We start from the raw sequence: 23,000 nt of genomic DNA on the forward strand, positions 1-23,000 counted from the left end.
GCTCGCGGTGCTGCCGGTGTCGGCGGCCGGCGCGCAGTCGGCCGGGAAGCCGGACGTCCCCGCGCCACAAGTGCCCACAGCCCAGGGCTTCGTGGCATCAGGCACACCCGCGTGCTCGACCGACAAGAGCGCGCCGACCGTCCTGGGCGATCCGACTCCACAGCTGACTGCGGTGGTTCACGCAGCGGCGGGCGGTGCCCAACCAGCACTGCTGAAGGCGAACTTCGTCATCCAGGCCCACCAGACGTCGACGCCGGCATGGGTCGCGGCCGTGCCGGCCCCGTCGAGCGCGGGCACGGCCACGGATGGCCAGGAGGTGAGCGCGTCGGTCGCGACCCCGCTGTCCGATGGCACGCTGTACCGGATGGCGGCCTCCACCTGGTCGTACACCAGCGACGGCACGCAGCACGTCAGCTCGCCGAGCACCGCCACCACCGCGGGGTGGTGCTACTTCACCGTGGACACCACCGCGCCGCTCGCGCCGACGGTCACCTTCGGCGGGCCGTACACCCCCTGCGGCGCGGACGACTGCGCGGCCCACGGCGGCCCCGGCGTCCCCGGCACGTTCACGTTCTCGCCCGGGGCGGGGGACTCAGGCGTCGTGGCGTACGAGTACTGGCTCGCCGGCTCGGCCACGGTCGAGGTTCCGGGCTCTCCCGCGACCGTGACGATCGCACCGAGCTCCGAGGGAACGGCCGCGCTGACCGTGCGGGCCCAGGACGCGACCGGCGCCTGGGGAGCGCAGACGCAGGTACTGTTCCGCGTTGCCCCGCCCGCTCCGTCCGTGGGCCTCTGGCACTTCGACGACGGGCGGCCCGGCGACACCTCGACGGTCGCGGCCGACACCGCCACGGGCGCCGGCGACCGCCACGCGGCGGCGCTGTCCGCCACGGGCGCGGACTGGTCCGCACAAGGCCGGCGGGGTGACGGCGACGAGTCCCTCGCTCTGGACGGGACGTCAGGTCACGCCGCGACGGACAGCCAGGTCCTCGACCCGGCCTCGTCCTTCGCCGTGTCCGCATGGGTGTTCCCCTTCGACCTGACTCAGGACCGCACCGTCCTGTCCCAGACCGGCGACGACGGCTCGGGCTTCGCCCTGAGCTATGCCGCGGCCGATCACGCCTGGCAGTTCACGTATGCATGGCACGACACCGGCGGGACCAGGCACGTCGCCTACGCCCGGGCGACGGCGGGTGCCGAGCGCGTATGGACCCAGCTCGCCGGCTCCTACGACTCCGTCGCCCACACCCTCACGCTCTACATGAACGGTCGTCCGCAAGGTTCCCCCACCACGCTCCCGGCCACCGCGGCGGCTCAAGCGATCTCCGGGGACGTGGAGTTCGGGCGGGGTACCGTCGGCGGCGCCGCCGGGTCGTACGGCGCCTACTGGCACGGCCTCCTCGACGAGGTGCGGGTCTGGCAACGGACACTGTCCGCAGCCGACGCCGTTCAGGAGGCCCGCCTGGAGGACCCCGCCACCGGTGCCGTGGACGTCGCGCGGGTCGCCGCGTGGAACGCGGCGGGCGCGAGCGGCACCACGCTGCCCGACACCACAACGGGCTACGGCCGCACCCTCACCACGGAAGGCGGCGCCCTGCTGGACGGCGACTCCCTCGTCCTTGACGGTGTGGACGACGCGGCCGGAACGCCCGGTCCCGTGGTGGACGACAGCGGGTCCTTCACCGTCAGCGTCGTCGCCCAGCCGGACCTGTCGGTGATCGCCGGCAAGCCCGACGGGTGGATGGGTCAGGTCGCCGGACAGAGCTCGGCGGACGGCTCGGCGTGGGGCATCTGGTACCAGGTCGTAGGCCACGAGGACTTCCCCGACCCCGACTCCGACGGCACCCTGTCCGTCCCCGTCACCACCTGGCTCCTCGGGCGGATGGGGAACGACGGCGCCTTCACCGGGGTGAGGTCCCAGGACGTCACGGAGTGGACCCCTGGAAGCGTGAGCCTTCCGGTGCGGGTGACGGGCGTCTTGGACGCCCAGGCGGGCACGGCCTCGCTCTTCACCGGCGCCGCCCGGACCGGCGGCGGGCCCTTCACCCCGGTGCCCGGCGCCGGCGACCTCATCGTGGGGAAGGCCCACGTCAACGGCGCCTGGACCGCCTACTTCCCGGGCCGCGTCACGTCACTGGACGTGTGGGCCGGCGCGATGAGCGACACCCGGATCCCTTCCGCCTGACCGACGGCCGAGTCGCCGCACGGTGGCCGCGCACCCCTGTCCCGTTGCGGCAGGGGCGCGCGGCTCTCGCTGGGAGCTCCGGGAGGCCGACCAGCGGCACCTGCCCGCGCCGTTCGGGCGCGAACTCGCCGTCTCCGTGCGGCTGCGCCGCCCGGGAAGCGTCCGCGGGTCAGGGGGTCACACGGTGCAGGGCCGTCAGGGCCGTGCGGACGGATGTGGCGATGAGGGCGTCGTCGGAGGCGGCGGCCGGGTCGTCGCGGTCGGTGAGGACGGAGACGAGGATCGGGGCGCCGGCGGGGGGCCAGGCGACGGCGATGTCGTTGCGGGTGCCGTGGCCGCCGCTGCCGGTCTTGTCCGCGGCCTTCCAGCCCTTGGGGAGGGCCGCTCGGACGTAGGGGCCGCCGGTGGTGTTGCGGAGCATCCAGTCGGTGAGCCGGGCGCGGTGGGCGGCGGGCAGGGCGGTGCCGAGGAGGAGGGTGCGCAGGTCCGCGGCGAGGGCGCGGGCCGTGCTGGTGTCGCGCGGGTCGCCGGGGGTGGCCTCGTTCAGGGCCGGCTCGGTGCGGTTGACGTGGGTCGTCGTGTCACCGAGGGCCGTGACCGCCCTCTGCAGGCCCGCGGGACCGCCGAGTTCGCGCAGCATCAGGTTCTCCGCGGTGTTGTCGCTGTGCTGGAGGGCGGCGGCGATCACGTCGCGCAGCGGCATGCCGTGGTCGACGTGCTGGGAGGTGATCGGGGCGTGGTCGAGGAGGTCGGACCGGCTGTAGGTGAGGGTGCGGGCCAGGTCCGCGTCGTCGTCCTGGCGCAGCAGCGCACCGGCGGCCAGCACCTTGGCGGTCGAGCACATCGCGAAACGGCGGTCGGCGCCGTAGGTGACGGAGCGGCCCGAGCCGGTGTCGAGGACGAACAGCCCGAGGTGCGCGTGGAAGCGCTGCTCCAGCTCCCGGAACGCGTGGTCCGTCGACGGCGACGACGAGGCTGAAGCTGACGCGGACGCGGACCCCGGGGCGGCCGAACCCGTCGCGGTCGCCGTCTCCTCGCCCGCCCCCGGCGCCCGGCCCGCCGTCCCCGGCCCGCCCCCGCACCCGCTCAGCGCCCCGAGTGCCAGGGCCACGCCCGCCGCGGTGGCACCCGCGCGGGTGCGCCGAAGCACGCCGGTCCGAGACGCACCGGTCCGAGGTGACCGAGGTGGCCGAGGTGCGCCGGTCCGAGGCGTGGAGCGGAAACGGCGTGCGGAACGGCCCATGTCCGGCAGCCTCGCCCGGGGCCCGGCCGGAGTCAAAGACCCGCGCCCCCGCGTCGGCGGAACGCGCTCACCCGATCGGTCGCGGAGGGCTCGCCGGAGGCGTGGGGCCGGGACGACGCTGGGGGCAGCGGCACCGGAGTGCCGCGGGACGAAGGAGCGTCGAAGGATGGCCAAGTACCTCATCCAGGCGAGCTACACCGCCGAGGGAGCCAAGGGGCTGCTCAAGGAGGGCGGCACCGGGCGCCGGAGGGCCGTGGACGAGGCGGTCGCCGCCCTCGGCGGAACGGTCGAGGCGGTGTACTTCATGTACGGCGACGACGACCTGATCACCATCGTCGACTTCCCCGACACGACGTCCATGGCCGCGGTGAGCATGCGGGTCAAGGCGAGCGGCGCCCTGCGGACCCGGGCCACGCCGCTGCTGACCGTCGAGGAGATCGACGAGGCCACGCGCAAGCAGGTCACCTTCCGCCCGCCCCAGGCCTGACCACCGCACCGGCCCCGCCCGAGCGCCGGGGCCGGCCGCCTGCCCGCACACCGCGCCCCCGCCGCCCCCACCGCCCCCACCGACCGCCTCGCGGTCGGCGGGGGCGGTCGTGTGCCTGGACACGGGCGGGTGCCCGCACGCGTTGCCCCCAGCGACTTCCGAGCCCCCTGATGCCGCCGAAGTGAACCGCGGATGTCCGTTCGGCGCACGGGAGTTGGACGTTCACGGACCTCCAGGGGGAAAACACGAGGAATGGGGGGCAACCACGTCACGGGTGGGCTGATTGTGTGGTTGGATGCGCGGGCTGCGACCGAACGCCGCGGCCCTCGTCCGAGAGGGCCGCCTGGGGCGACGGGCGGCTCGGGGGAAGGCGATCGCGCGGGGAGCGCGGTCGCGGGGACTCTTGTGCGGGGACTTCGGAGGGGGTTTCGTCGTGGGTGCTGACAGGCACGGCGGCAGACACGCAACACGCAGAGCACGCAGAACACGCGGCAGGCGCGGGCTGGTGCTCGCGGTGACGGCCGCGGTGACGGCAGGACTGTTCGGAGCGGGGCTCTCGCAGGCGCAGGCCAGCGAGACGACCGGGTCGGTGGACTCGCTGCGGACCGGGTGGGACCAGGGGGAGACGAGCCTCAGCGCGTCGGACGTGCGGTCGTCCTCCTTCGGGCAGTTGTGGAAGGCGCCCGCGCAGCTGGACGGGCAGATCTACGCGCAGCCGATCGTGGTCGGCGGCACGGTGGTGGCGGTCACCGAGAACAACGTCGCCTACGGGCTGGACCGGACCACCGGTGCGGTGCTGTGGACGCGGAGCTTCGGGCCCTCGTGGCCGGCGTCGACGCTCAGCTGCGGCGACCTCGCGCCGAACGTCGGCAGCACCGCCGCGCCGGTCTACGACCCGGCGACCGGCGCGGTGTACCTGACGACGAAGGTCGACGACGGCCCGAACCCGCTGAACCCGCACTGGTACATGCACGCGGTCGACCCGGTGAGCGGCGCGGAGAAGCCCGGCTTCCCCGTCACGATCCAGGGCACCGCGTCCAACGACCCGAGCCAGTCGTTCCTGCCCGCGTACGAGATGCAGCGGCCGGGGCTGCTGCTGCTCGACGGGGTGGTGTACGCGGGCTTCGGCGGGCACTGCGACGCGCAGCCGTACCGCGGCTACGTCGTCGGCGTCAGCACCACGACGCCGTCGGTGACGTCGATGTGGGCGACGGAGACCGGCGCGAGCAACAGCGGCGCCGGCATCTGGCAGTCCGGCGGCGGGCTGGTCTCGGACGGTCCCGGCCGGATCTTCGTGGCCACCGGCAACGGTGTCAGCCCGGCTCCCGGCCCGGGCACCTCGCCGCCCGGCACGCTCGCGGAGTCCGTGGTCCGGCTCCAGGCGCAGTCCGACCGGACCCTGAAGGCCGCGGACTTCTTCAGCCCGTCCAACGCGCCGACGCTCGACCAGATGGACACCGACCTGGCGTCCGGCGGCCCGGTCGGCCTGCCGGACGGCTTCGGCACCGCCTCCCACCCGCACCTGATGGTGCAGCAGGGCAAGGACGGCCGGGTGTTCCTGCTGGACCGCGACCACCTGGGCGGCCGCTCGCAGGGCGCCGGCGGGACGGACGCCGTGGTCGGGATCACCGGACCGCTCAAGGGCCAGTGGGGCCACCCCGCGGTCTGGGGCGGTGACGGCGGCTACGTCTACGTCGTCGGCAACGGCGGCGCGCTGACCGCGCTGCACCGCGGCGTGACCGGCAAGGGCGACCCGGCGCTGAGCGTCGCGGGCGCCAGCCAGGACACGTTCCCCTACACCAGCGGCTCGGCGGTGGTGACCTCCGACGGGACGCGTTCGGGCAGCGCCCTGGTGTGGGTGGTCTGGTCGGGCGGGCCGACGGGCGTCAACGCCCAGCTGCGCGCCTACAACCCGGTGCCGGACGCCAACGGCGTGCTGCAGCTGGTGTGGTCCGCGCCGATCGGCACCGCGCCGAAGTTCGCCGTCCCGGCGACCGACGGCGGGCAGGTCTTCGTCGGCACGCGCGACGGCAGGGTCTACGCGTTCGGCAACCCGGTGGGCAGCCCGCTCAAGGGCGGCCCGATCGACTTCGGGACCGTTCCGGTGGGCAGCGCCCAGAGCAGTGACGTCGTCCTGACGGAGAACCAGAACCCGTCCAAGGCACTGGCGATCAGGGGCGTGAGCGTCGAAGGGCCCTTCACCGCCGACACCGCGTCGCTGCCGGCCTCGATCCCGGCCGGCGGGCAGCTGACGGTGCCGGTCACGTTCCGGCCGACCACGGTGCTGGGGGCGAGCGGCACGCTCACCGTCACGACCGACGCGGGCACGTTCGCGCTGAGCCTGCACGGCGTCGGGACGAGAGCCGGCCTGGCCGCGTTCCCGGGCACCGTGTCGTTCGACAACCAGCCGACGGGCACCGCGGCCACCGCGAACGTCCAGCTGACCAACACCGGCACCGATCCGGAGACCATCACCTCGGTGACGGCGCCCACCGGGCCGTTCACCGCGGACAACCTGCCGAGCGCCGACGCGGCGAACCCGACGGTCGTCCCGGCCCAGGGCTCGATCGTGCTGCAGGTCGGCTACCAGCCGACGGCCACCGGCACGCACGCGTCGTCGATCCAGCTGACCAGCACCAGCGGTCCGTTGACCATCCCGCTCAAGGGCACGGCGATCAGCGGCCAGGGGCACCTGCTGCTCACGCCGCCGACGCTGGCGTTCGGCGGCGTCACCCGCGGCACGGCGGTCACCAGGACGTTCACGATCACCAACTCCGGGAACGTGCCGGTCACGATCACCAAGGCGAAGGCGCCCGCGGGCGTGTTCACCAGTGCCGACCCGCTGCCCGAGGGCCTGGTCATCGGGCCCGAGCAGAGCGTGCAGCAGACCGTCACGTTCGCGCCGACCGCGGTCGGCCTCCAGACGGCGAGCTACGAGGTGACCGGCGACGCCGGACAGGGCGCGATGCTGGAGACGATCACCGGCACGGGCGTGCCGCCGGCCGCGCAGCTCGGCACGCTGCTGGCGCGCGACACCTCCGGCACGCTGTGGCAGTACCACGGCACGGGTGTGGCCGCGGCGCCGTTCGCGGCCCGCACGAACATCGGGGCCGGCTGGAACACCTACGACCTGATCACCGGTGTCAGCCGGGAGAGGGCGAACGGCACCGGTACGGCCGTGGCCCGGGACACCTCCGGCACGCTGTGGATGTACCAGGGCACCGGCAACGCGGCGGCGCCCTTCGCGGCCCGCACCAAGGTCGGGGCGGGCTGGAACATCTACACCTCCCTGACCGGCATGGGCGACCTCACCAACGACGGCAGGGCCGACCTGGTGGCCCGCGACACCACGGGCAAGCTGTGGCTCTACAAGGGCACCGGCAACGCCACCGCGCCGTTCGCGGCCCGCACCCTGATCGGCTCGGGCTGGAACATCTACGGCACGCTGCTCGGCGCCGGCGACGCGACGGGCGACGGCAGGGCCGACCTGGTGACGCGCGACACCACGGGCAAGCTGTGGCTCTACAAGGGCACCGGCAACGCCGCCACGCCGTTCGCGGCCCGCACCCTGATCGGCTCGGGCTGGAACATCTACAGCCTGCTCGCCACCCCGGGCGACGTGACCGGCGACGGCAAGGCCGACCTCGTGGGCCGCGACAGCACCGGCGCGCTCTGGCTGTACCAGGGCACCGGCAACGCCGCGGCGCCGTACGCGGCCCGCACCCTGATCGGCTCGGGCTGGAACATCTACACCTCGTTCATCTGAGCCTCCGAGCGAGGGAACACGGGCGGCGTGGCACCCCTGGACGGGGTGCCGCGCCGCCCGCGCGTCCGCCCGGTGCCGCACGGAGGGCGGGCCCGCGTGCGTCCGGGCAGGCCTCCCCGCCCGAGGACGCTGACCTGCGGTGACGGCGCCGGTGGGGACATTCGGGAATATTCGGTGGGAAACGTCCGCTGTTACCGGCCGTCGATGCGGTAGGAGTGGTGCCCTTATGGCCGGCCAGCACGCGGTGACGCCGTCGCGTGATCCCTCGGACCAGCTGAGTCACGCCTGGACCGCGGTGTCGGTCGCGCTGATCGCCCTGGTGCCGGTCGCCGACCTGTTCCTGCCCGCGGACATCCACCTGGCGCACCTGCTGGTCATCCCCGTCGCGCTGACCGCGGTGCTGTTCCGGCCGCGGCGGGCCGCGGTGATCGCCGTGCTGGCGATCCTCGCGCTGGTGGCCGCGGGCGCCGAGCGGATGACGCTGACCACCGAGAACGTGCTGGTGCAGCTCGCCTCGTTCGTGCTGCTGTCGGTGCTGCTGCTGCTCGTCAGCCGCCTGCTGGAACGACGGAGACACGAACTGCTCGGGCTGCGGCACGTCACGGAGGCGGTGCTGCGGCCGCTGCCGCGGCGCTTGGGGCCGCTGTCGATCGCGTCCGCCTACCGGGCCGCCGACGCGGGCACCCCGCTCGGCGGCGACCTGTACGCGGTGGCGCGCACCCCGCACTCGACGCGGCTGCTCATCGGCGACGTCCGCGGGAAGGGCCTGGGGTCGGTCGCCGACACCGAGATCGTGCTGGGCGCGTTCCGCGCCGCCGCCCACCGCCAGTCCCCGCTGCCGGAGCTGGTGGCGCTGCTGGAGGGCAGCGTCTGCTGGGGCCTGAACGACACCACCGGCAGCACCGGCGGCACCGGCCGGGCGGACACCGGCGAGCGCTTCGTCACCGCGGCGGTCATCGACATCCCCGACGGCGAGCCGTACGTCCACGTCGTCAGCTGCGGGCACCTGCCGCCGCTGCTCCTCCACGACGGCGAGGTCACCACACTGGACGTGGCGAACCCGGCGCCACCGCTGGGCCTGGGCGCGCTGGCCGACGGCGGCTACACCCCGACCACCTTCCCCTTCGCCCCCGGCGACCGCCTGCTGGTCTACACCGACGGCGTCACCGAGGCACGCAACGGCGACGGCGAGTTCTACCCCCTGGCGGAACGCGCCGCGCGCTGGACCCACCACCGCCCGCACTCCCTGATCGAGGCCGTGACAGCGGACGTCAAGGCCCACGCCGCCACGGGTCTCCACGACGACATGGCCCTCGTCGCCCTCCTCCGCGACCCCGCTGCCTGACGGCCCGGCCCGCACCCTCGCGCCCCCCGGGGCCGAATACGCCCGCGGGCGTACGTGCCCCTCCCCCCGGCACGCTCCGGACCGCGGGACCGCACATCGACGCGGCCGGGTGACGCCGTGGCGCGACGCGACCGGGCCGCACGACGGAACCGGTCGGAGCGCGCCCGCCGGTGGCTCCGGCGTGGTCCGCCGAAACGGTCGCGGGCGCCGCGCGCGGCGCCCGCGGCTTGGGCGTCACAGGCCGAGCGTCATGGACTCGTTCGCCGTGATCGTCTCGCCGCCGTAGGTGGCGGACGCCTCGGCGGCGGCTCGGGAGCGGGCGGCGCCGGGCCAGAAGTGGGTGAGGAGGAGGCGGCGTGCTCCGGCCCGGGTGGCCCAGTGGCCGGCCTGCGCGGCGCTGAGGAGGTACGGCTCCTCGTCCTTGCCGAGCAGCGTGGCGCCGGCGATCAGCAGGTCGGCGCCGGCGGCGAGGTCGCCGAGGGCGGGGGCGGGGCCCGCGTCGCCGGTGTAGGCGAGGACGCGCCCGGCGGCGGCCAGCCGCACGCCCGCGTGCGGCACGTGGTGGGGCAGCGGCCAGGTCTCCAGCCGGAACGGTCCGACCCGGTGCGCGGCGGGCCCGCCGGCCGGCAGCGGGCACGGCGCGAAGACGTCGTCCAGGCGCTCGGTCGGCTCCATCGCCTGGACCCGGTCCAGCACTCCGGGCGGGCAGTACAGCGGCACCCTGCGGCGGCCCCGGCCGCCCCCGTCGCGGTCCTCGCCGAACAGCAGGGCCCGGCACAGCGCGCTCAGGTCGGCGCAGTGGTCGGGGTGCTCGTGCGTGATGACGACGGCGTCGACGTCACGCGCCGGGCAGTGCGCGAGCAGGCGCGGCAGTGTCGCGTACCCGAGGTCCAGGACCAGCCGGAATCCGGCGGTCTCCACCAGGAAGCCGCTGGCCGCCCGCCCGGCCTCCGGCCAGGCGCCGCACGTCCCGAGAACGGTCACCGTCAGCGCGTCCACCGGCGCATGTTCCCACGGGCCGCGGCCCGACCGCGCGGTTCGCGGTCGGGCCGGTGCCCCGCGGGGCCGGGAGGCGCGCTCAGCCGACGGCCTTCCAGTGGCTGTACGCGCTGATCATCTGGTAGCTGCGGCTCGGGCAGTAGAAGCCGCTGCTCGGCGAGTCGTAGTGGGTGTCGGCGTTCGCGGAACTCGCCGCGGACCACGTCCCGTTGTTCCGCACGGAGATGCCGCTGGACTCGAAGGTGGTGCCGGCCATGTCGCCGCAGGAGTAGGCCTGTCCGGAGGAGGCCACCGTGGAGTACAGCTCCTCGATGTCCCAGCCGTCGGTGCGGCCCGACTGGTTGGTGCCGGACTGGCTGAACAGGGTGTCCCACTTGGCGGTGGAGTAGTTGTACAGGGCCGCCGCCCACGTGTTGGACGACGCCGAGGTGCGGATGACGCGTCCGGTGTACGCGCCGGTGCCGTTGGTGTACGTGCTCAGGAAGGCGCTCGTGATCGGCACGGAGGCCGCGAAGTTGACGCTGTGGCACCAGTCCCAGGCCGCGACCTCGCGCACGGAGTTCGTGTAGACGGTGACGAGTTCGACGCAGGAGCCGCCTGGCGGGTACATCGTCGGGGTGTAGATGGTGGTGTAGCTGTCCGCGACGGTGAGCGAGGTGGAGACGGACTGCGTCGCGCAGGAGCCGTCCGCGCCGGCGGCCGCCTTGAACGCGGTGCCCTGCGCCGGGTGGATGCTGACCAGCGGGGTGCGGGCGGACGGGGTGCGGGCGGCGGTGCCGAGCGGGCCCTTGGCCGCGATCCCGTACTGCGCGCGGTGCTGCGCGGTGAGCGAGGACAGCTGCCGCCGCACCTCGGCCTGGGGCAGCGTGCCGTGCACCGACTGGCCGGAGACGGCCGCGGCCGAGCTGCAGACGGCGGCGGCCGCCGCCTGGGCGTCCGCGGCGCCCTTCGCCGCGGACTCCCGCGCGGCGGCGGGGTGCGCGGAGGGCGCCGCGGGCGCCGGGCTGGCGGCGGCGGTTCCCAGGCCGGTGCCCAGGAGAAGGGCTGCGGTCGCGGCGACGACGGCCGCGACGGACTTCGGGCTTCTCATGCTGATGCGGTCCTCTCGGGGTGGGGGCGCGAGGCGTGACGCATGCTCATGACAATCCCCGTCGTCCCGAAAGAGAAGCCCGCGAACGGCAGTTGTCCAAGTGACGCCGACAAACGTCCGGTTCTGCTGTGACGTCCCACGCCCCGACCCCCGACCCCGCCCTGAACGCCGGCCCGCCCGCCCCCGTGTCCCCCGATCCCCGCAGGCGCCCCCGGCCGCCGCGACCGGGGGCGGAACCCTGTCCGGACGGGATGAACAGGGCGGCCCACCCGCGGTTCATCTGGGCGTTGGCCAAAGGCCGTTACCGCGCCGCCCCCGGGCAATACCGTTTCCGCTCATGAACAGCCACCACATCGGCGCCGCGGGGATATCGCGGCGCGGACTCATCGTCGGTGCCGTCGCCGCAGGTATCGCCGCCAACGGCGGTATCGCGGTCGCCGCGGCACCCGGACCGGCCGGAGCGGGGCCGGAGGGTGCCGGTCCCGGCGCGCCCGGCACCCCGGCCCACGGGGACTCCGCCTTCCCGCACTTCCCGGTCCCGCAGTACCAGGTCACGGTTCCCGGCGAGTCGGTCCAGACCGACCGGACCGACATCCCGGTCGCCCCCGGCATCGTCCTCACCTCGTTCGACACCTTCGGCCGGGCCGGCTGGACGCGGGTGCACGTGCTCAACGCCGACCTCGGCGACGCGTCCGTCGGCGTCGACCTGGTCGCGGACAAGGTCAGCAACGCCCGGCCGCTGGCGCAGGCGGCCGCGGCGCAGCACGCCGTCGCCGCCGTCAACGGCGACTACTTCGACATCACCGAGACCTACGCGGCCGAGGGCCCGGAGATCCAGGACGGCCGGCTGCGCAAGGGCACCACCGCGCCGACGACCGTCGCCACGATCGGCGCCGACCGCGTCGCCCGCCTCGCCGACCTGATGCTGACCGGCACCGTCACCGTCGCCGGCACGCAGCGCCCGCTGGCCGCGCTCAACTCCCCCTCGGTCCCTGCCGACGGCATCGCGGTCTTCACCCCGCAGTGGGGCGAGGGCGACCGCACGCTGATCCAGGACCCCGGCCCTTACACCGAACTCGTCGTCTCCGGCGGCGTGGTGACCTCCGCCGGCAGCGCGATGACCGCCACACCGGTCCCCGGCGGCGGCCTGATCGTCGTCGGCCGCGGCGCGGCGGCCGCCCAACTGGCGTCCGCGAAGCCCGGCGACGCGGTCGCCGTGCAGTTCGCGCCGCAGTCCGACGCGCCGGTCGCGCTGCGCATGGCGCTCGGCAGCGGCGCGGTGCTGGTCAAGGACGGCACCGCGATCGACTTCCCGCCGAGCACCGGCAACGACGCGCTCAAGCCGCGCACCGCCATCGCCTGGCTGGACGGCGGCCACCGGCTGCTGCTCGTCGCGATCGACGGCTCGTCCAACTTCTCCGCGGGGCTCGGCTTCGACGACACCGCGAAGCTGCTGGTGCGCCTCGGCGCCACCGAGGCGTTCATGCTGGACGGCGGCGGCTCCACCGAGATGGTCGCCCGCACGCCCGGCGACACCGCGGCCGGCGTCATCAACACCCCCTCCGACGGGAACGAGCGCCCCGTGCCCGACGGCGTCGGCCTGTTCGGCCGCCAGGGCACCGGCCACCTGCGGGGCCTGGACGTGCGGCCGCGCGCCGACCGCGTCGTGCCCGGCCTGACCCTGGACCTCGCGGTCGCCGGCTACGACGAGACGTGGTCACCGGTCGACCTCGCCCACCAGCCGGTGCGGTGGACGGCCGAACCCGGCTCCCTCGGACGCACCGACAACGGTGTCTTCCACGCCGAGCGCCCCGGTGCGGGCGCGGTCAGGGCGCGCGCGGGCCTGGCGGAGGGCGCGCACCCGCTGCGCGTCCTCGGCGACCTGTACAAGCTGGCGTTCACCGAGCGGGCGATCACCATCGAGCCCGGCGCGACCGCGAGCGTGCGCCTCACCGGCTACGACGCGGACGGCTTCGACGCCCCCGTGGCGCCGCGCGACGCCACGATCGACGTGGACTCGTCGGTGCTGACCGTGACCGCGGCCGCCGACGGCAGCCTGACCCTGACCGGTGCCGCGGACGCCGGCGGCAAGTCCGCGACCGTCACCGCGACCGTGCAGGGCGTCAGCGCGAAGCTGCCGGTGACCGTCGGCCTGATCGACGTCCCCCTGGCCGAGTTCGAGCCGGGCGAGAACTGGACGGCGCTGGCCGCCCGCGGCACCGCGTCGGTGGCGTACGTCGCGGCGGCCGACCGGCCGGGCGCGTCCGCGGACAACCACGCGCTGCGCCTGACCTACGACTTCACCGGCCAAACCAGCACCTCGGCCGCGTACGTGGTGGCCGGCGGCGGCCCGATCACGCTGCCCAGCGGCGCGAAGCGGCTGGCGCTGTGGGTCAACGGCGACGGCAGGAACCACTGGCTGCGGGCGATGATCTCCTCGCAGGGCACCACCAACGTGCCGTTCACCTTCGTCACCCTCGTCGACTGGACGGGCTGGCGGCGGGTCGTCGGCGACATCCCGCCCGGCTACTCCGAGCCGCTGACCCTGCTGCGCGTCTACATCGCGGAGACCTCGCAGACCAACAAGAACGCCGGGCAGCTGGACTTCGACGGCCTGGCCGCACAGGTCGGGCAGCAGCCCGACACCTCGCTGCCGCCGGCGCCCGACCCGTACGTGGTCGAGCAGGGGGGGCTGCCGGACCGCCGCTGGACCTTCGCCGTCCTGTCCGACCTGCACGTCAGCGCGGCGGCCGGGCTGGACTCGTTCTCCGGCCGCCAGGCCGGGATCGCGCTGGACCAGGCGGTGGCGAGCAAGCCCGAGTTCCTGCTGATCAACGGCGACTTCGTCGACAACAACAACCCGGCGGACTTCCAGCTCGCACTGGGTCTGCTGAAGGACCACGTGCCGGCGGACCTGCCGGTGTACTGGACGCCGGGCAACCACGAGGCGGGGCTGGCGTCGACCGGCGGCCTCGACGCGTTCCTGTCGCTCACCGGGCGGCCCAACCGCCAGGTCTTCGACCACAACGGCACCCGCTTCATCCTGCTGGACTCGCACACCGGCGACATGCGGACCTCCGACTGGGACCAGGTGCCGCTGCTGCAGTCCGAGCTGGCGAAGGCCGCGGCGGACCGCTCCGTCACCGGGGTGCTGGTGTCCTTCCACCACCCGCTGGTCGACCCGTCGGGCGCCGGCGCCTCGCAGCTGTCCGACCAGTTGGAGGCCGGGCTGCTGCAGCAGTGGCTGGCGGACTTCCGGGAGACCTCCGGCAAGCCCGTCGCGCTGTTCACCGGCCACGCCCACACCGCGTCGGTCCGCCGCAACGACGGCGTGCTGGAGGTCACCACCCCGGCCGTCGGCAAGACCCCCTACAGCTCCCCCGACCAGGGCGGGTTCTTCGGCTGGATGCACGTCGCGGTCGACCCGCGGCCGGCCCGCATCCGCGCCGGGCAGCCCAGCCCGGAGACCCGGGACTGGCTGCGGGCGCTGTGCGTGCCGCTGATCGACGGGATCGACCTGTCGGCGCCCGGGCAGCTCGCGGTGGGCGCCTCCGCGGAGCTGGACGCCACCGGTGTCACCAGCGAGTTCGGCCTCAGGTTCCCGCTGCGCTTCCCGGCCAGCGTCACCTGGGGCGGCGGCTCCGGGCTGGTCGTGGCCGGCTCGGCGGCGGAGGTCGCCGCGGCCCGGCGGTCCCCGCGCACCCTGGCGGTCCTCGACACCTCCACCGGCACGCTGACGGCGGTGCGTTCCGGCTCGGTCACGGTCACCGTCGCGGCCGGCGGGCTGACCGCGTCGGCGACCGTCACGCTCGGCTGACGCACGCGCCGGGGGCGGGCGGCGGCCCGGCGGGCCCGCCGTCCGCCCCCGGCATCAGGAACCCCGCGCGGGGTAGGAACGTCCTGCACAGCAGGAAGGTCCTCACGTGCGGAAGGCGGAGCAGGTCATGGGCATCATCGGGTGGATCATCCTCGGCCTGCTGGCCGGCGCGATCGCCAAGCTCCTCCTGCCGGGACGCGACCCCGGCGGGCTCATCGGCACGACCCTCATCGGCATAGCGGGAGCGTTCCTCGGCGGCTGGATCTCCGCCAAGTTCCTGCACCGCCCCGTCGCCCACCACTTCTACGACCCGAAGACCTGGCTGGCGGCCGTCGGCGGCGCGCTGGTGCTGCTCATCGGCTACCGCATCCTCTTCGGCGACTCCCGCTCCCGCCGCTGACCCGACGGCACGACCACCGCGGCCCCGGAGCCAGTTGGCTCCGGGGCCGCGCTGCGGACCGGTCCGGTGGTCAGCCGGCCGGCCGGGAGATCAGTTGGCCTTCCAGGCGGCCCAGCCCATGTTCCAGCCGTTCAGGCCGTTGCCGGGGTCGATGACCTTGTCGGGCGAGTTGACGACCTGGACGACGTCGCCGATCAGCGAGTGGTTGTAGAACCAGGCGGCCGGGGTGTTCGGGTCGCCGCCGCCCTTCACGTCGTGCAGGCCCACGCAGCCGTGGCTGGTGTTCTCGTGACCGAACACCGACAGCGGACGCCAGTAGTTGCCGTGCGCGAAGGTGCCGGAGTCCGACAGCCGCATGCCGTGCGGGACGTCCTTGATGTGGTACGCGTCACCGAGGTTCACGGTCCGCGAGTCCATGTCGACGACCAGCGACTTCTCCTCGATCACCATCTTGCCGTTGTACGTGGTGTGCTGGGCGTCGCCGAGGCTGGCCGGGAACTGCTTGTACAGCGTCGTGCCGTGGTAGATCTTGAGGATCTTGTCCTTGTTGTCCACGACGGACGTCTGCGAGCGGCCGATGGTGAACGACACGTCCTTCGACTGCTGCCCGTAGACGCCCGGCGACATCTTCACGCCGTCCAGCCGCAGGTGCAGCGTGACCTTGGTTCCCGGCGTCCAGTAGTTCTCCGGCCGGAAGTCGATCCGCTGGTTGCCGAACCAGTGGCCGGCGACCTCCACGCCGTTGCTGGCGGTGACGGTGATCCCCTTGTGGGTGTCGGCCTGGTTCAGCACCGGCTTGTTGAAGTGGATCGACACCTCCATGCCCACGCCGTACGTCGAGCCGGAGTTGATGTTGAAGTTGCCGAAGTTCACGTTCTTCGGGGACAGCGTGGTGAACGAGGTCTGCTGGGCGGTGTTGAGCCCGTTGGCGTCGACGGCGGTCGCCGAGACCGCGTAGTGGGTGTGCGTCGCCAGCACTCCGGCCGGCGTCCAGGTGCTGCCGTCGGCCGATATCGAGCCGTCGACGGCCGTGCCGCCCGGGCCGGTCACCGTCACCTTGGTGAGCTTGCCCTTGGCCGCCGCGATCTTCAGGGCGCCCGACGTGTCCACCCCGGTCGCGCCGTTCTTCGGCGAGATGGTCAGCTGTGCCTGCGACGTGGGCGTCTTCGAGGCGCCGGCCTCCGTGCCGCCCTTGCCGTCCTGCTGGTCCTTGCCGGGCGACGCCCCGGCGTTCCCCCCGCAGGCGGTGGCGCCCAGCAGCACCGCGCCGAGGGCGAGCGCCAGCAGGCCCTTGGCGGTGCGCCGCGACCGGCGCGCGGCGGCCTGCTCACGGGCCGTGTCCAGTGTGTCCATTGCGACGGTGTCCGCCGACCGTACGGTGATCAATCGAGTCTCCCCATCCCGGATGTCGTGCAATGAGACTGCTCACTGACGCCGCCGGTTGCACCTGTTTCGAGCTTGATACATCACACATGAGATCGAGGGGAACGCGGGGGCCTGTTCCCGAACTCACAGGGACTGTTCAGCTGACCTCCCAGGGACCACCAGGCGGGTCGCCGGGTCCCCGTCGCCGCACCGGGGGCTTCGCTCAGGTGGTTCGCCGCGACCGCGGTACCGGAAGATGCGCGCACCACCTTGACGTGCGGGCGTCGCCACCTTACCGTTCCCGAAACATTCGCCGTGATGTCGAAACATTTCGACACGGGAGAGCAACCGCCGTGACCACAGCAGCAGGACCGGCCGGCCGGCTCGGCCGGAGCACGCCCGTCGTCGAGTCCACCTCGCTGGTCGGCTCGTACGTCTCGCTGACCTTCGACGACGGCCCGCACCCGGTCCACACCCCCCACCTGCTGGCCGTGCTGCGCGAGCACGGGGTCACGGCGGTCTTCTGCCTGTCCGGCACGCAGGCGCTGGCCCACCCGCACGTCGTCCGGGCGATCGCCGCCGACGGCCACGTGCTGGGCAACCACGGCATGGACCACGACGACATGAGCGGGTGGCCGGACGCACGCATCCAGGACGACCTGGAGCGCACCACCGCCGCCGTCCGAGCCGCCGTCCCCGGCGCGGCCGTCCCCTACTTCCGCGCGCCGTACGGGCGGTGGGGCCGCACGCCCGAGGTCGCCGCCCGCCTCGGCATGCGGGCCCTCGGCTGGCGGCTGGACGTGGCGGACTGGGAGCCGCCGGGCACCGACGAGTTGGTGCGGCGCCTGTCGTCCGGCGTGACGCCGGGCGCGGTCGTCCTGCTGCACGACGGCGGCGGGGACCGCGGTCAGACCGTCGAGGCCGTCGACCGCCTGATCCCCCGACTCGCCTCCCGCGGCTGGCACTTCACGACCCCGGCCCGCCGCTCCTGACGCTCCGGGTCACCGCGTGCCGGCCAGCTGCCGTGCGAGGTAGGGCGCGGTCCTGCCGACCGGCGTGCGGACGAGGTCGAGCGGCGGACCCGCGGCGACGATGCGGCCGCCGGCGTCACCGGCGCCCGGGCCGAGGTCCAGCACCCAGTCGGCGTCGGCCACCACCGCCATGTCGTGCTCGACCAGCACCACCGTGTTGCCGGCGTCCGCGAGCCCCTGCACCTGCCGCATGAGCAGTGCGGTGTCCGCCGGGTGCAGGCCGGTCGTCGGCTCGTCGAGCAGGTAGAGGGTGTGGCCGCGGCGGGCGCGCTGCAGTTCGGCGGCGAGCTTGATGCGCTGCGCCTCGCCGCCCGACAGCTCGGTCGCCGGCTGGCCGAGCCCCAGGTAGCCGAGGCCGACGTCCTGCAGGGTGCGCAGGCTGCGGTCCGCCGCGGGCACGTCGGTGAAGAATCCGGCCGCCTCGTCCACGGACATCTCCAGCACGTCGGCGATGGTCCGGCCGCGGTAGGTGATCTCCAGGGTCTCCGGGTTGTAGCGGGCGCCGTGGCAGGTCGGGCAGGGCGCGTACGTGCCGGGCAGGAAGAGGAGTTCGACGGCCACGAACCCCTCGCCCTGGCAGGTGGGGCAGCGTCCCGCGGCGACGTTGAAGGAGAAGCGCCCCGGGGCGTACCCGCGGGCCCGCGCCTCGGGGGTCGCGGCGAAGGCCGCGCGCACGGCGTCGAACAGGCCCGTGTAGGTGGCCAGGTTGGAGCGCGGGGTGCGGCCGATGGGCTTCTGGTCGACGCGGACGAGACGGTCCACCGCGTCCAGCCCCTCGACCGCCTCCGCCACCGGACCGGGACCGCCGGGCTCCCCGCCGTCGTCGCCGCCCTCGCCGAACTCGCCGCCGTCGTCCGCCGCGTCGGCGTCCGGCCGGTGACCGTCACCGTCACCGGGGTCGCGGGCGTCACCGGGGTCCTCGGCGTCGCCGTGCAGGCCCGCGGTCACCGCCCGGGCCACCTCGTCGACGAGCGTGGACTTGCCCGAGCCCGAGACGCCCGTGACCGCGGTGACGACGCCGAGCGGCAGGTCGACGGACAGGTCGTGGAGGTTGTGCCGGGTGACGCCGCGCAGCCGCAGCCAGCGCCCGGGCGTGCGCGGGGTGCGGGCCGGGCCCGGCCCGGCGGCCCCCTCGCCGAACAGGTGGGCGCGCGTCGCCGAGTCCTCGACCTGCCGCAGTCCCGGCACCGGCCCGCTGTAGAGCACCCGGCCGCCGTACCGCCCGGCGCCGGGGCCGACGTCGACCACCCAGCCGGCCCGCCGCACCACGTCCATGTCGTGCTCCACGACGAACAGCGAGTTGCCCTCGGCGCGCAGCCGGTCGAGGACGTCGAGCAGCGGCTCGGTGTCGGCCGGGTGCAGGCCGGCCGACGGCTCGTCGAGCACGTAGACGACGCCGAACAGCCCGGAGCGCAACTGGGTGGCGAGCCGGAGGCGCTGGAGTTCGCCGGGCGACAGGGTGGGGGCGGTGCGGTCCATCCCGAGGTAGCCCAGGCCGAGGCCGACGAGCACCTCGATGCGGGCGACCAGGTCCTCGACGAGCGCGGCGGCGGCCTCGCCGGTGCCCTCGGGACCGCCGTCGCCGCCGTCCGCGGGCGCGGCGGCCGGGCCGAGGATGCCGGGCAGGTCGGCGAGCGGACGCCGGGTCAGGTCCGCGATGGGGTGGCCGGCGAAGGTCACCGCCAGCGCCTCGGGCCGCAGCCGGCGGCCCTCGCACACCGGGCACACCGCGCTCTCCAGGTAGCGCTGCACGCGCCGCCGGGTCGCGGCGCTCCTGGACTCGGAGAACGCGCGCATCACATAGCGGCGGGCGCTGCTGAACGTGCCCTGGTAGGGGCGCTGGATGCGGCCGGCCTCGCGCACCGGGTGCACGGTGACGACCGGCTGCTCGTCGGAGAAGAGGATGAAGTCCCGGTCGGCCTGCGGGAGTTCCCGCCAGGGCCGGTCGATGTCGTAGCCGAGGGTCTGCACCACGTCGCGGAAGTTCTTGCCCTGCCAGGCGCCGGGCCAGGCGGCGATCGCGTGGTCGCGGATGCTCAGCGACGGGTCGGGCACCATCGAGGACTCGGTGACGCGGTGCACCCGGCCCAGGCCGTGGCACTCCGGGCAGGCGCCGACCGCGGTGTTCGCCGAGAACGCGTCGGAGTCCAGTCGCTCGGCACCCGGCGGATAGGTGCCGGCCCGCGAGTAGAGCATCCGCAGCAGGTTCGACAGCGTGGTGACCGTGCCGACGGTGGAGCGGGAGCCGGGGGTGCCGCGGCGCTGCTGGAGGGCCACCGCGGGCGGCAGTCCGGTGATCTCGTCGACCTTCGGCGCGCCGATCTGGTGGATCAGCCGGCGGGCGTAGGGGGCCACCGACTCGAAGTAGCGGCGCTGCGCCTCCGCGTACAGCGTCCCGAAGGCCAGCGAGGACTTGCCGGAGCCGGACACGCCGGTGAAGACGGCGAGCGTGTTGCGCGGGATGGCGACGTCCACCCGCCGCAGGTTGTGCTCGCGGGCGCCGCGCACCCGCACGTACGGGTCGGCGGCCTCGGGAGGCGGGGGCGGCGCCGCGGGTCCGTGCTCCGGCCCGTCGTCCCGCGCGCGCCGCCGGGCGTGTTCCGGCGCGTCCCCTGGGGGCGGGGTGTCCGCGGCCCCGGTCATCGGCGCGCTGCGCCCTGCGGTACGGCCATGGCTCCTCGCCTTCCCTCGTCCCCGGTACGCCGCCGTGCCCCGGCACCGTCGTCCCTGATGAGCCCTTCGCGCGCCCGGCCCGGGCAGGCCCGGACCGCACGTGGTCCCCGGCCGGGCACGGCCGCCCGGGCACCAGGCCCTCCATTTTCGCGCAGGCCGCCACACATGTCCTGGTCAGGGCCCCGGCGGGACGGGCGCGGGGGCCGGCGGGCGGACCGGCCCCCGGCCCGCTGGGAGCGCCGGGGGCGGGGCCCCGCAGTACCGTGGAGAGACCCGCCGAGGAGGTCGCGACATGAACGAATCGCTCGCCCTCACCGCGATCGCCGTGATGGCCGTGTTCTGCCTGTGGATCCTGCTCAGGCTCGCGAAGCAGCAGAGGGACGGCACGCTGCACCACCCGGAGGACGAGCAGCTGCGGGAGGACGCCGACACCCGCGACGTGGAGACGCGGCTGGTCGACATCCCCTGGCGCGAGGGCGGCCGGCACCCTGAGCCGGAACTCCTGCCCGCGAACGCCGCGCCCAGCGCGGTCACCGAACCGGCGGTCATCGCGGTGCAGGACGAGGCCGCGGAAACGGCGGCGGGCGGCGCCGTCAGGGAACCCGCGGGCGCCACGGAGGCGGGACGCGCGGGCTACCGGTTCCCGGACGACGGGCACGACGGCGGTACGGACGGCGCGCCCCGCGCGTCCGAGGCCGGGCAGACGGAGCAGACCGAGCAGGCCGGGGCCCCGCACCACGCCTCCCGCTCCTGACGCCGCACGTCACCGCGCAGGGCCGCGCAGCCCGTGCCGGTCGATCCAGGCGGACACCGCCGCGGCGATCTCCTCGGGGCGGTCCTCGGGAGCGTGGTGGCCGGCCTCGCCGCAGTCGGCGACCTCCAGTGCGGCGATGTGGTCACGGCACCACCGGGCCATCTCCTCGCCGATCAGCAGCGAGCCCGCGCCCCGGAACGTCATGAGCAGCTTCGGGACGTCCGGGCTCGCCGCCAGCCACGCGTCGTACTCCTCGATCCGCGCGACGAGTCCGGCGGGCTCGCCGCCCAGCGGCAGTTGGCGGGCCCAGGCCAGCAGGGGGCGGCGGCTCGCCCGGTCCGGGTAGGGCGCCAGGTAGGCGGCCAGGTCCTCGTCGCTCACCGGGGTGCGCACGCCGCCGCCGGTGAACGCCATCCGCACCAGGGTGTCCGCGCCGAGCAGCGCCTCCTCGGCGTCCGGCCCGAGCACCGTGCGCGACCGCTGCCGGGCCTGCGGCGACAGCTCCTCCCAGGCCATGGGCTTGACGATGGTCTCCAGGAACGCGATGCCGCGGACGCGTGAAGGGTGGCGCGCGGCCCAGTCGAAGGCGAGCGCGCCGCCCCAGTCGTGGCCGACGAGGACCACGTCGTCCAGGCCGAGCGCGTCGAACCAGGCGTCGAGGTGACGCGCGTGGTCGGCGAAGGAGTAGGCGAGTTCCGGTTTGCCCGAGCGGCCCATGCCGATCAGGTCGGGCGCCAGCAGCCGCCCGCCGCCGAGGCCCGGCATCACGTGCCGCCAGATGTGCGAGGAGGCCGGGTTGCCGTGCAGCAGGACCACGGGCGTGCCGCTGCCGGTGTCCTGGTAGTGGAGGGTCGAGTCGAGGATGTCGGCGGTCGGCATGGCGGATCTCGTCCTTTCGTGGGACGGATAAACGTTTACGTCACTAACGTTCGTGCCACTTACGAAGATACGTCGTTAGTCCGACTAACGCAACCGGGTACGATGGCCGCCATGACCGAGGCGATGGACGGAATCTGGGACGACCGGGCGGCCCCCGAGCGCCTGCGCGCACTGCCCAGCCGGCTGCTGGGGCGCGCCTCGGCGCACGCGGACCGCCTGGTGGGCGAGGTCCTCGCGCGCGCCGGCGCGCGCAAGTGGCACTACGGCGTGCTGGTCGCGCTGCGCGACGGCGGACCGGCGAGTCAGTCCGCGTTGAGCGGGCGGACCGGGGTCTACCGCAGCGACATGGTCGCGGTCATCAACGAGCTCGCCGAGCAGGGCCATGTCGAGCGCGAGCCCGACCCCGCGGACCGGCGGCGCAACGTCATCTCCATGACGCCGCAGGGCCGGCGGCACCTGCGCCGCCTGGACACCCTCGTCGACGCGGCGCAGGAGGAGTTGCTCGCGCCGTTGTCGACCGGGCAGCGGGAACAGTTCACGGCGATGCTTCGGCTTGTCGTCGAGGGCGGTGCCGGCTCCGCCTGAGGTTTCCCGTCCTCCGTCGCGCAGTTCCCCGCGGCCCCTGCGGGACTTGTCCCGCCCCTTGCGGTGCGTCGCCGTCCACCGGCCGGTGGGTGATTGCTCGCGTTGGGGGCACCTCCCGGCCGAAGGCTGGGGGACCCCGCGCCCCTTTCGGGGCCCGCCCAGCCCCTTGCGGTGCGTCGCCGTCCACTGGCCGGTGGGTGGTTGCTCGCGCAGTTCCCCGCGCCCCTTCGGCATCCGGGGTGCCCCCGGGGCTTGTCGGCCGTGTGCCGCGCCGTCGTGGCTTGTCGCGCAGTTCCTCGCGCCCCTGGTGTGCGTGCCCTTTGTCCGTGGGGTCGGGGGCGCTCCGGAAGCGTCTCCTCGGAAATGTGCATACGGGTTCGT

Annotated in this window: 15 protein-coding genes; 9 read left to right on the forward strand and 6 right to left on the reverse strand. The window is 74.4% G+C overall.

Features of this window, described 5'->3' with window-relative positions:
* The first annotated feature begins 172 nt into the window (after nucleotides 1–172).
* Nucleotides 173–2,185 carry a LamG domain-containing protein gene (locus tag BMW99_RS25185; protein WP_069465556.1) on the forward strand — a complete coding sequence of 671 codons (2,013 nt, stop codon included), beginning with the start codon at nucleotides 173–175 and terminating at the stop codon, nucleotides 2,183–2,185.
* 169 nt (nucleotides 2,186–2,354) lie between these two features.
* Here BMW99_RS25185 and bla read toward each other — a convergent pair whose 3' ends face one another.
* Complete coding sequence (gene bla / locus BMW99_RS25190; protein ID WP_218159311.1) at nucleotides 2,355–3,296, reverse strand: class A beta-lactamase; 942 nt, start codon at nucleotides 3,294–3,296, stop codon at nucleotides 2,355–2,357.
* Between the two features lie 298 nt (nucleotides 3,297–3,594).
* On the opposite strand from bla, the gene BMW99_RS25195 reads away from it, so the two are divergent.
* The 3 genes from BMW99_RS25195 to BMW99_RS25205 all read left to right on the forward strand — a co-directional run bounded on the left by BMW99_RS25195 (nucleotide 3,595) and on the right by BMW99_RS25205 (nucleotide 9,026).
* Nucleotides 3,595–3,915, forward strand: a complete 321-nt coding sequence (locus BMW99_RS25195; RefSeq protein WP_069464071.1) for a GYD domain-containing protein — start codon at nucleotides 3,595–3,597, stop codon at nucleotides 3,913–3,915.
* A 505-nt stretch (nucleotides 3,916–4,420) separates the two neighbouring features.
* Nucleotides 4,421–7,681, forward strand: a complete 3,261-nt coding sequence (locus BMW99_RS25200) for a choice-of-anchor D domain-containing protein (protein ID WP_075017597.1) — start codon at nucleotides 4,421–4,423, stop codon at nucleotides 7,679–7,681.
* A gap of 226 nt (nucleotides 7,682–7,907) precedes the next feature.
* The gene (locus BMW99_RS25205) at nucleotides 7,908–9,026 is read left to right on the forward strand and encodes a PP2C family protein-serine/threonine phosphatase (RefSeq protein ID WP_075017598.1); all 1,119 of its coding nucleotides are present in this window, start codon (nucleotides 7,908–7,910) and stop codon (nucleotides 9,024–9,026) included.
* Between the two features lie 234 nt (nucleotides 9,027–9,260).
* Here BMW99_RS25205 and BMW99_RS25210 read toward each other — a convergent pair whose 3' ends face one another.
* Both BMW99_RS25210 and BMW99_RS25215 read right to left on the reverse strand, forming a co-directional pair.
* The gene (locus BMW99_RS25210) at nucleotides 9,261–10,025 is read right to left on the reverse strand and encodes an MBL fold metallo-hydrolase (RefSeq protein WP_218108544.1); all 765 of its coding nucleotides are present in this window, start codon (nucleotides 10,023–10,025) and stop codon (nucleotides 9,261–9,263) included.
* 79 nt (nucleotides 10,026–10,104) lie between these two features.
* A complete protein-coding gene (locus tag BMW99_RS25215) occupies nucleotides 10,105–11,115 on the reverse strand; it encodes a hypothetical protein (RefSeq protein WP_075017599.1) in 1,011 nt (336 codons plus the stop codon).
* A gap of 337 nt (nucleotides 11,116–11,452) precedes the next feature.
* Here BMW99_RS25215 and BMW99_RS25220 point away from each other — a divergent pair, with 337 nt between their 5' ends.
* Entirely contained in the window at nucleotides 11,453–14,932 is a 3,480-nt protein-coding gene (locus BMW99_RS25220) for a phosphodiester glycosidase family protein (RefSeq protein WP_075017600.1), read from the forward strand.
* A gap of 127 nt (nucleotides 14,933–15,059) precedes the next feature.
* The gene (locus tag BMW99_RS25225) at nucleotides 15,060–15,332 is read left to right on the forward strand and encodes a GlsB/YeaQ/YmgE family stress response membrane protein (RefSeq protein ID WP_069466520.1); all 273 of its coding nucleotides are present in this window, start codon (nucleotides 15,060–15,062) and stop codon (nucleotides 15,330–15,332) included.
* Nucleotides 15,333–15,422: 90 nt separating this feature from the next.
* On the opposite strand, the gene BMW99_RS25230 is transcribed toward BMW99_RS25225, so the two are convergent.
* A complete protein-coding gene (locus BMW99_RS25230; protein ID WP_107451716.1) occupies nucleotides 15,423–16,685 on the reverse strand; it encodes a L,D-transpeptidase in 1,263 nt (420 codons plus the stop codon).
* Between the two features lie 365 nt (nucleotides 16,686–17,050).
* Here BMW99_RS25230 and BMW99_RS25235 point away from each other — a divergent pair, with 365 nt between their 5' ends.
* Entirely contained in the window at nucleotides 17,051–17,689 is a 639-nt protein-coding gene (locus BMW99_RS25235) for a polysaccharide deacetylase family protein (protein WP_075017601.1), read from the forward strand.
* A gap of 9 nt (nucleotides 17,690–17,698) precedes the next feature.
* Here the strand turns inward: BMW99_RS25235 and BMW99_RS25240 are convergent, their stop codons facing one another.
* Entirely contained in the window at nucleotides 17,699–20,371 is a 2,673-nt protein-coding gene (locus BMW99_RS25240; protein WP_177226102.1) for an excinuclease ABC subunit UvrA, read from the reverse strand.
* Nucleotides 20,372–20,693: 322 nt separating this feature from the next.
* Between BMW99_RS25240 and BMW99_RS25245 the strand changes: the two genes are divergently transcribed.
* Nucleotides 20,694–21,155, forward strand: coding sequence for a hypothetical protein (locus BMW99_RS25245; protein ID WP_075017602.1), 462 nt, complete (start codon nucleotides 20,694–20,696; stop codon nucleotides 21,153–21,155).
* A 9-nt stretch (nucleotides 21,156–21,164) separates the two neighbouring features.
* Here BMW99_RS25245 and BMW99_RS25250 read toward each other — a convergent pair whose 3' ends face one another.
* Nucleotides 21,165–22,034, reverse strand: a complete 870-nt coding sequence (locus BMW99_RS25250) for a haloalkane dehalogenase (protein ID WP_069467618.1) — start codon at nucleotides 22,032–22,034, stop codon at nucleotides 21,165–21,167.
* A gap of 111 nt (nucleotides 22,035–22,145) precedes the next feature.
* Here BMW99_RS25250 and BMW99_RS25255 point away from each other — a divergent pair, with 111 nt between their 5' ends.
* Nucleotides 22,146–22,619, forward strand: a complete 474-nt coding sequence (locus BMW99_RS25255) for a MarR family winged helix-turn-helix transcriptional regulator (protein ID WP_069467619.1) — start codon at nucleotides 22,146–22,148, stop codon at nucleotides 22,617–22,619.
* Nucleotides 22,620–23,000: the final 381 nt, after the last annotated feature.

It is taken from the genome of Actinacidiphila rubida, from assembly GCF_900110255.1.
GTDB lineage: Bacteria > Actinomycetota > Actinomycetes > Streptomycetales > Streptomycetaceae > Actinacidiphila > Actinacidiphila rubida.

Coding starts and splice junctions, on each gene's coding strand:
- BMW99_RS25195 (WP_069464071.1), top strand. CDS start 3,595: ATGGCCAAGTACCTCATCCAGGCGAGCTACACCGCCGAGGGAGCCAAG.
- BMW99_RS25205 (WP_075017598.1), top strand. CDS start 7,908: ATGGCCGGCCAGCACGCGGTGACGCCGTCGCGTGATCCCTCGGACCAG.
- BMW99_RS25215 (WP_075017599.1), bottom strand. CDS start 11,115: ATGAGAAGCCCGAAGTCCGTCGCGGCCGTCGTCGCCGCGACCGCAGCC.
- BMW99_RS25220 (WP_075017600.1), top strand. CDS start 11,453: ATGAACAGCCACCACATCGGCGCCGCGGGGATATCGCGGCGCGGACTC.
- BMW99_RS25225 (WP_069466520.1), top strand. CDS start 15,060: ATGGGCATCATCGGGTGGATCATCCTCGGCCTGCTGGCCGGCGCGATC.
- BMW99_RS25230 (WP_107451716.1), bottom strand. CDS start 16,685: ATGGACACACTGGACACGGCCCGTGAGCAGGCCGCCGCGCGCCGGTCG.
- BMW99_RS25240 (WP_177226102.1), bottom strand. CDS start 20,371: ATGACCGGGGCCGCGGACACCCCGCCCCCAGGGGACGCGCCGGAACAC.
- BMW99_RS25245 (WP_075017602.1), top strand. CDS start 20,694: ATGAACGAATCGCTCGCCCTCACCGCGATCGCCGTGATGGCCGTGTTC.
- BMW99_RS25250 (WP_069467618.1), bottom strand. CDS start 22,034: ATGCCGACCGCCGACATCCTCGACTCGACCCTCCACTACCAGGACACC.
- BMW99_RS25255 (WP_069467619.1), top strand. CDS start 22,146: ATGACCGAGGCGATGGACGGAATCTGGGACGACCGGGCGGCCCCCGAG.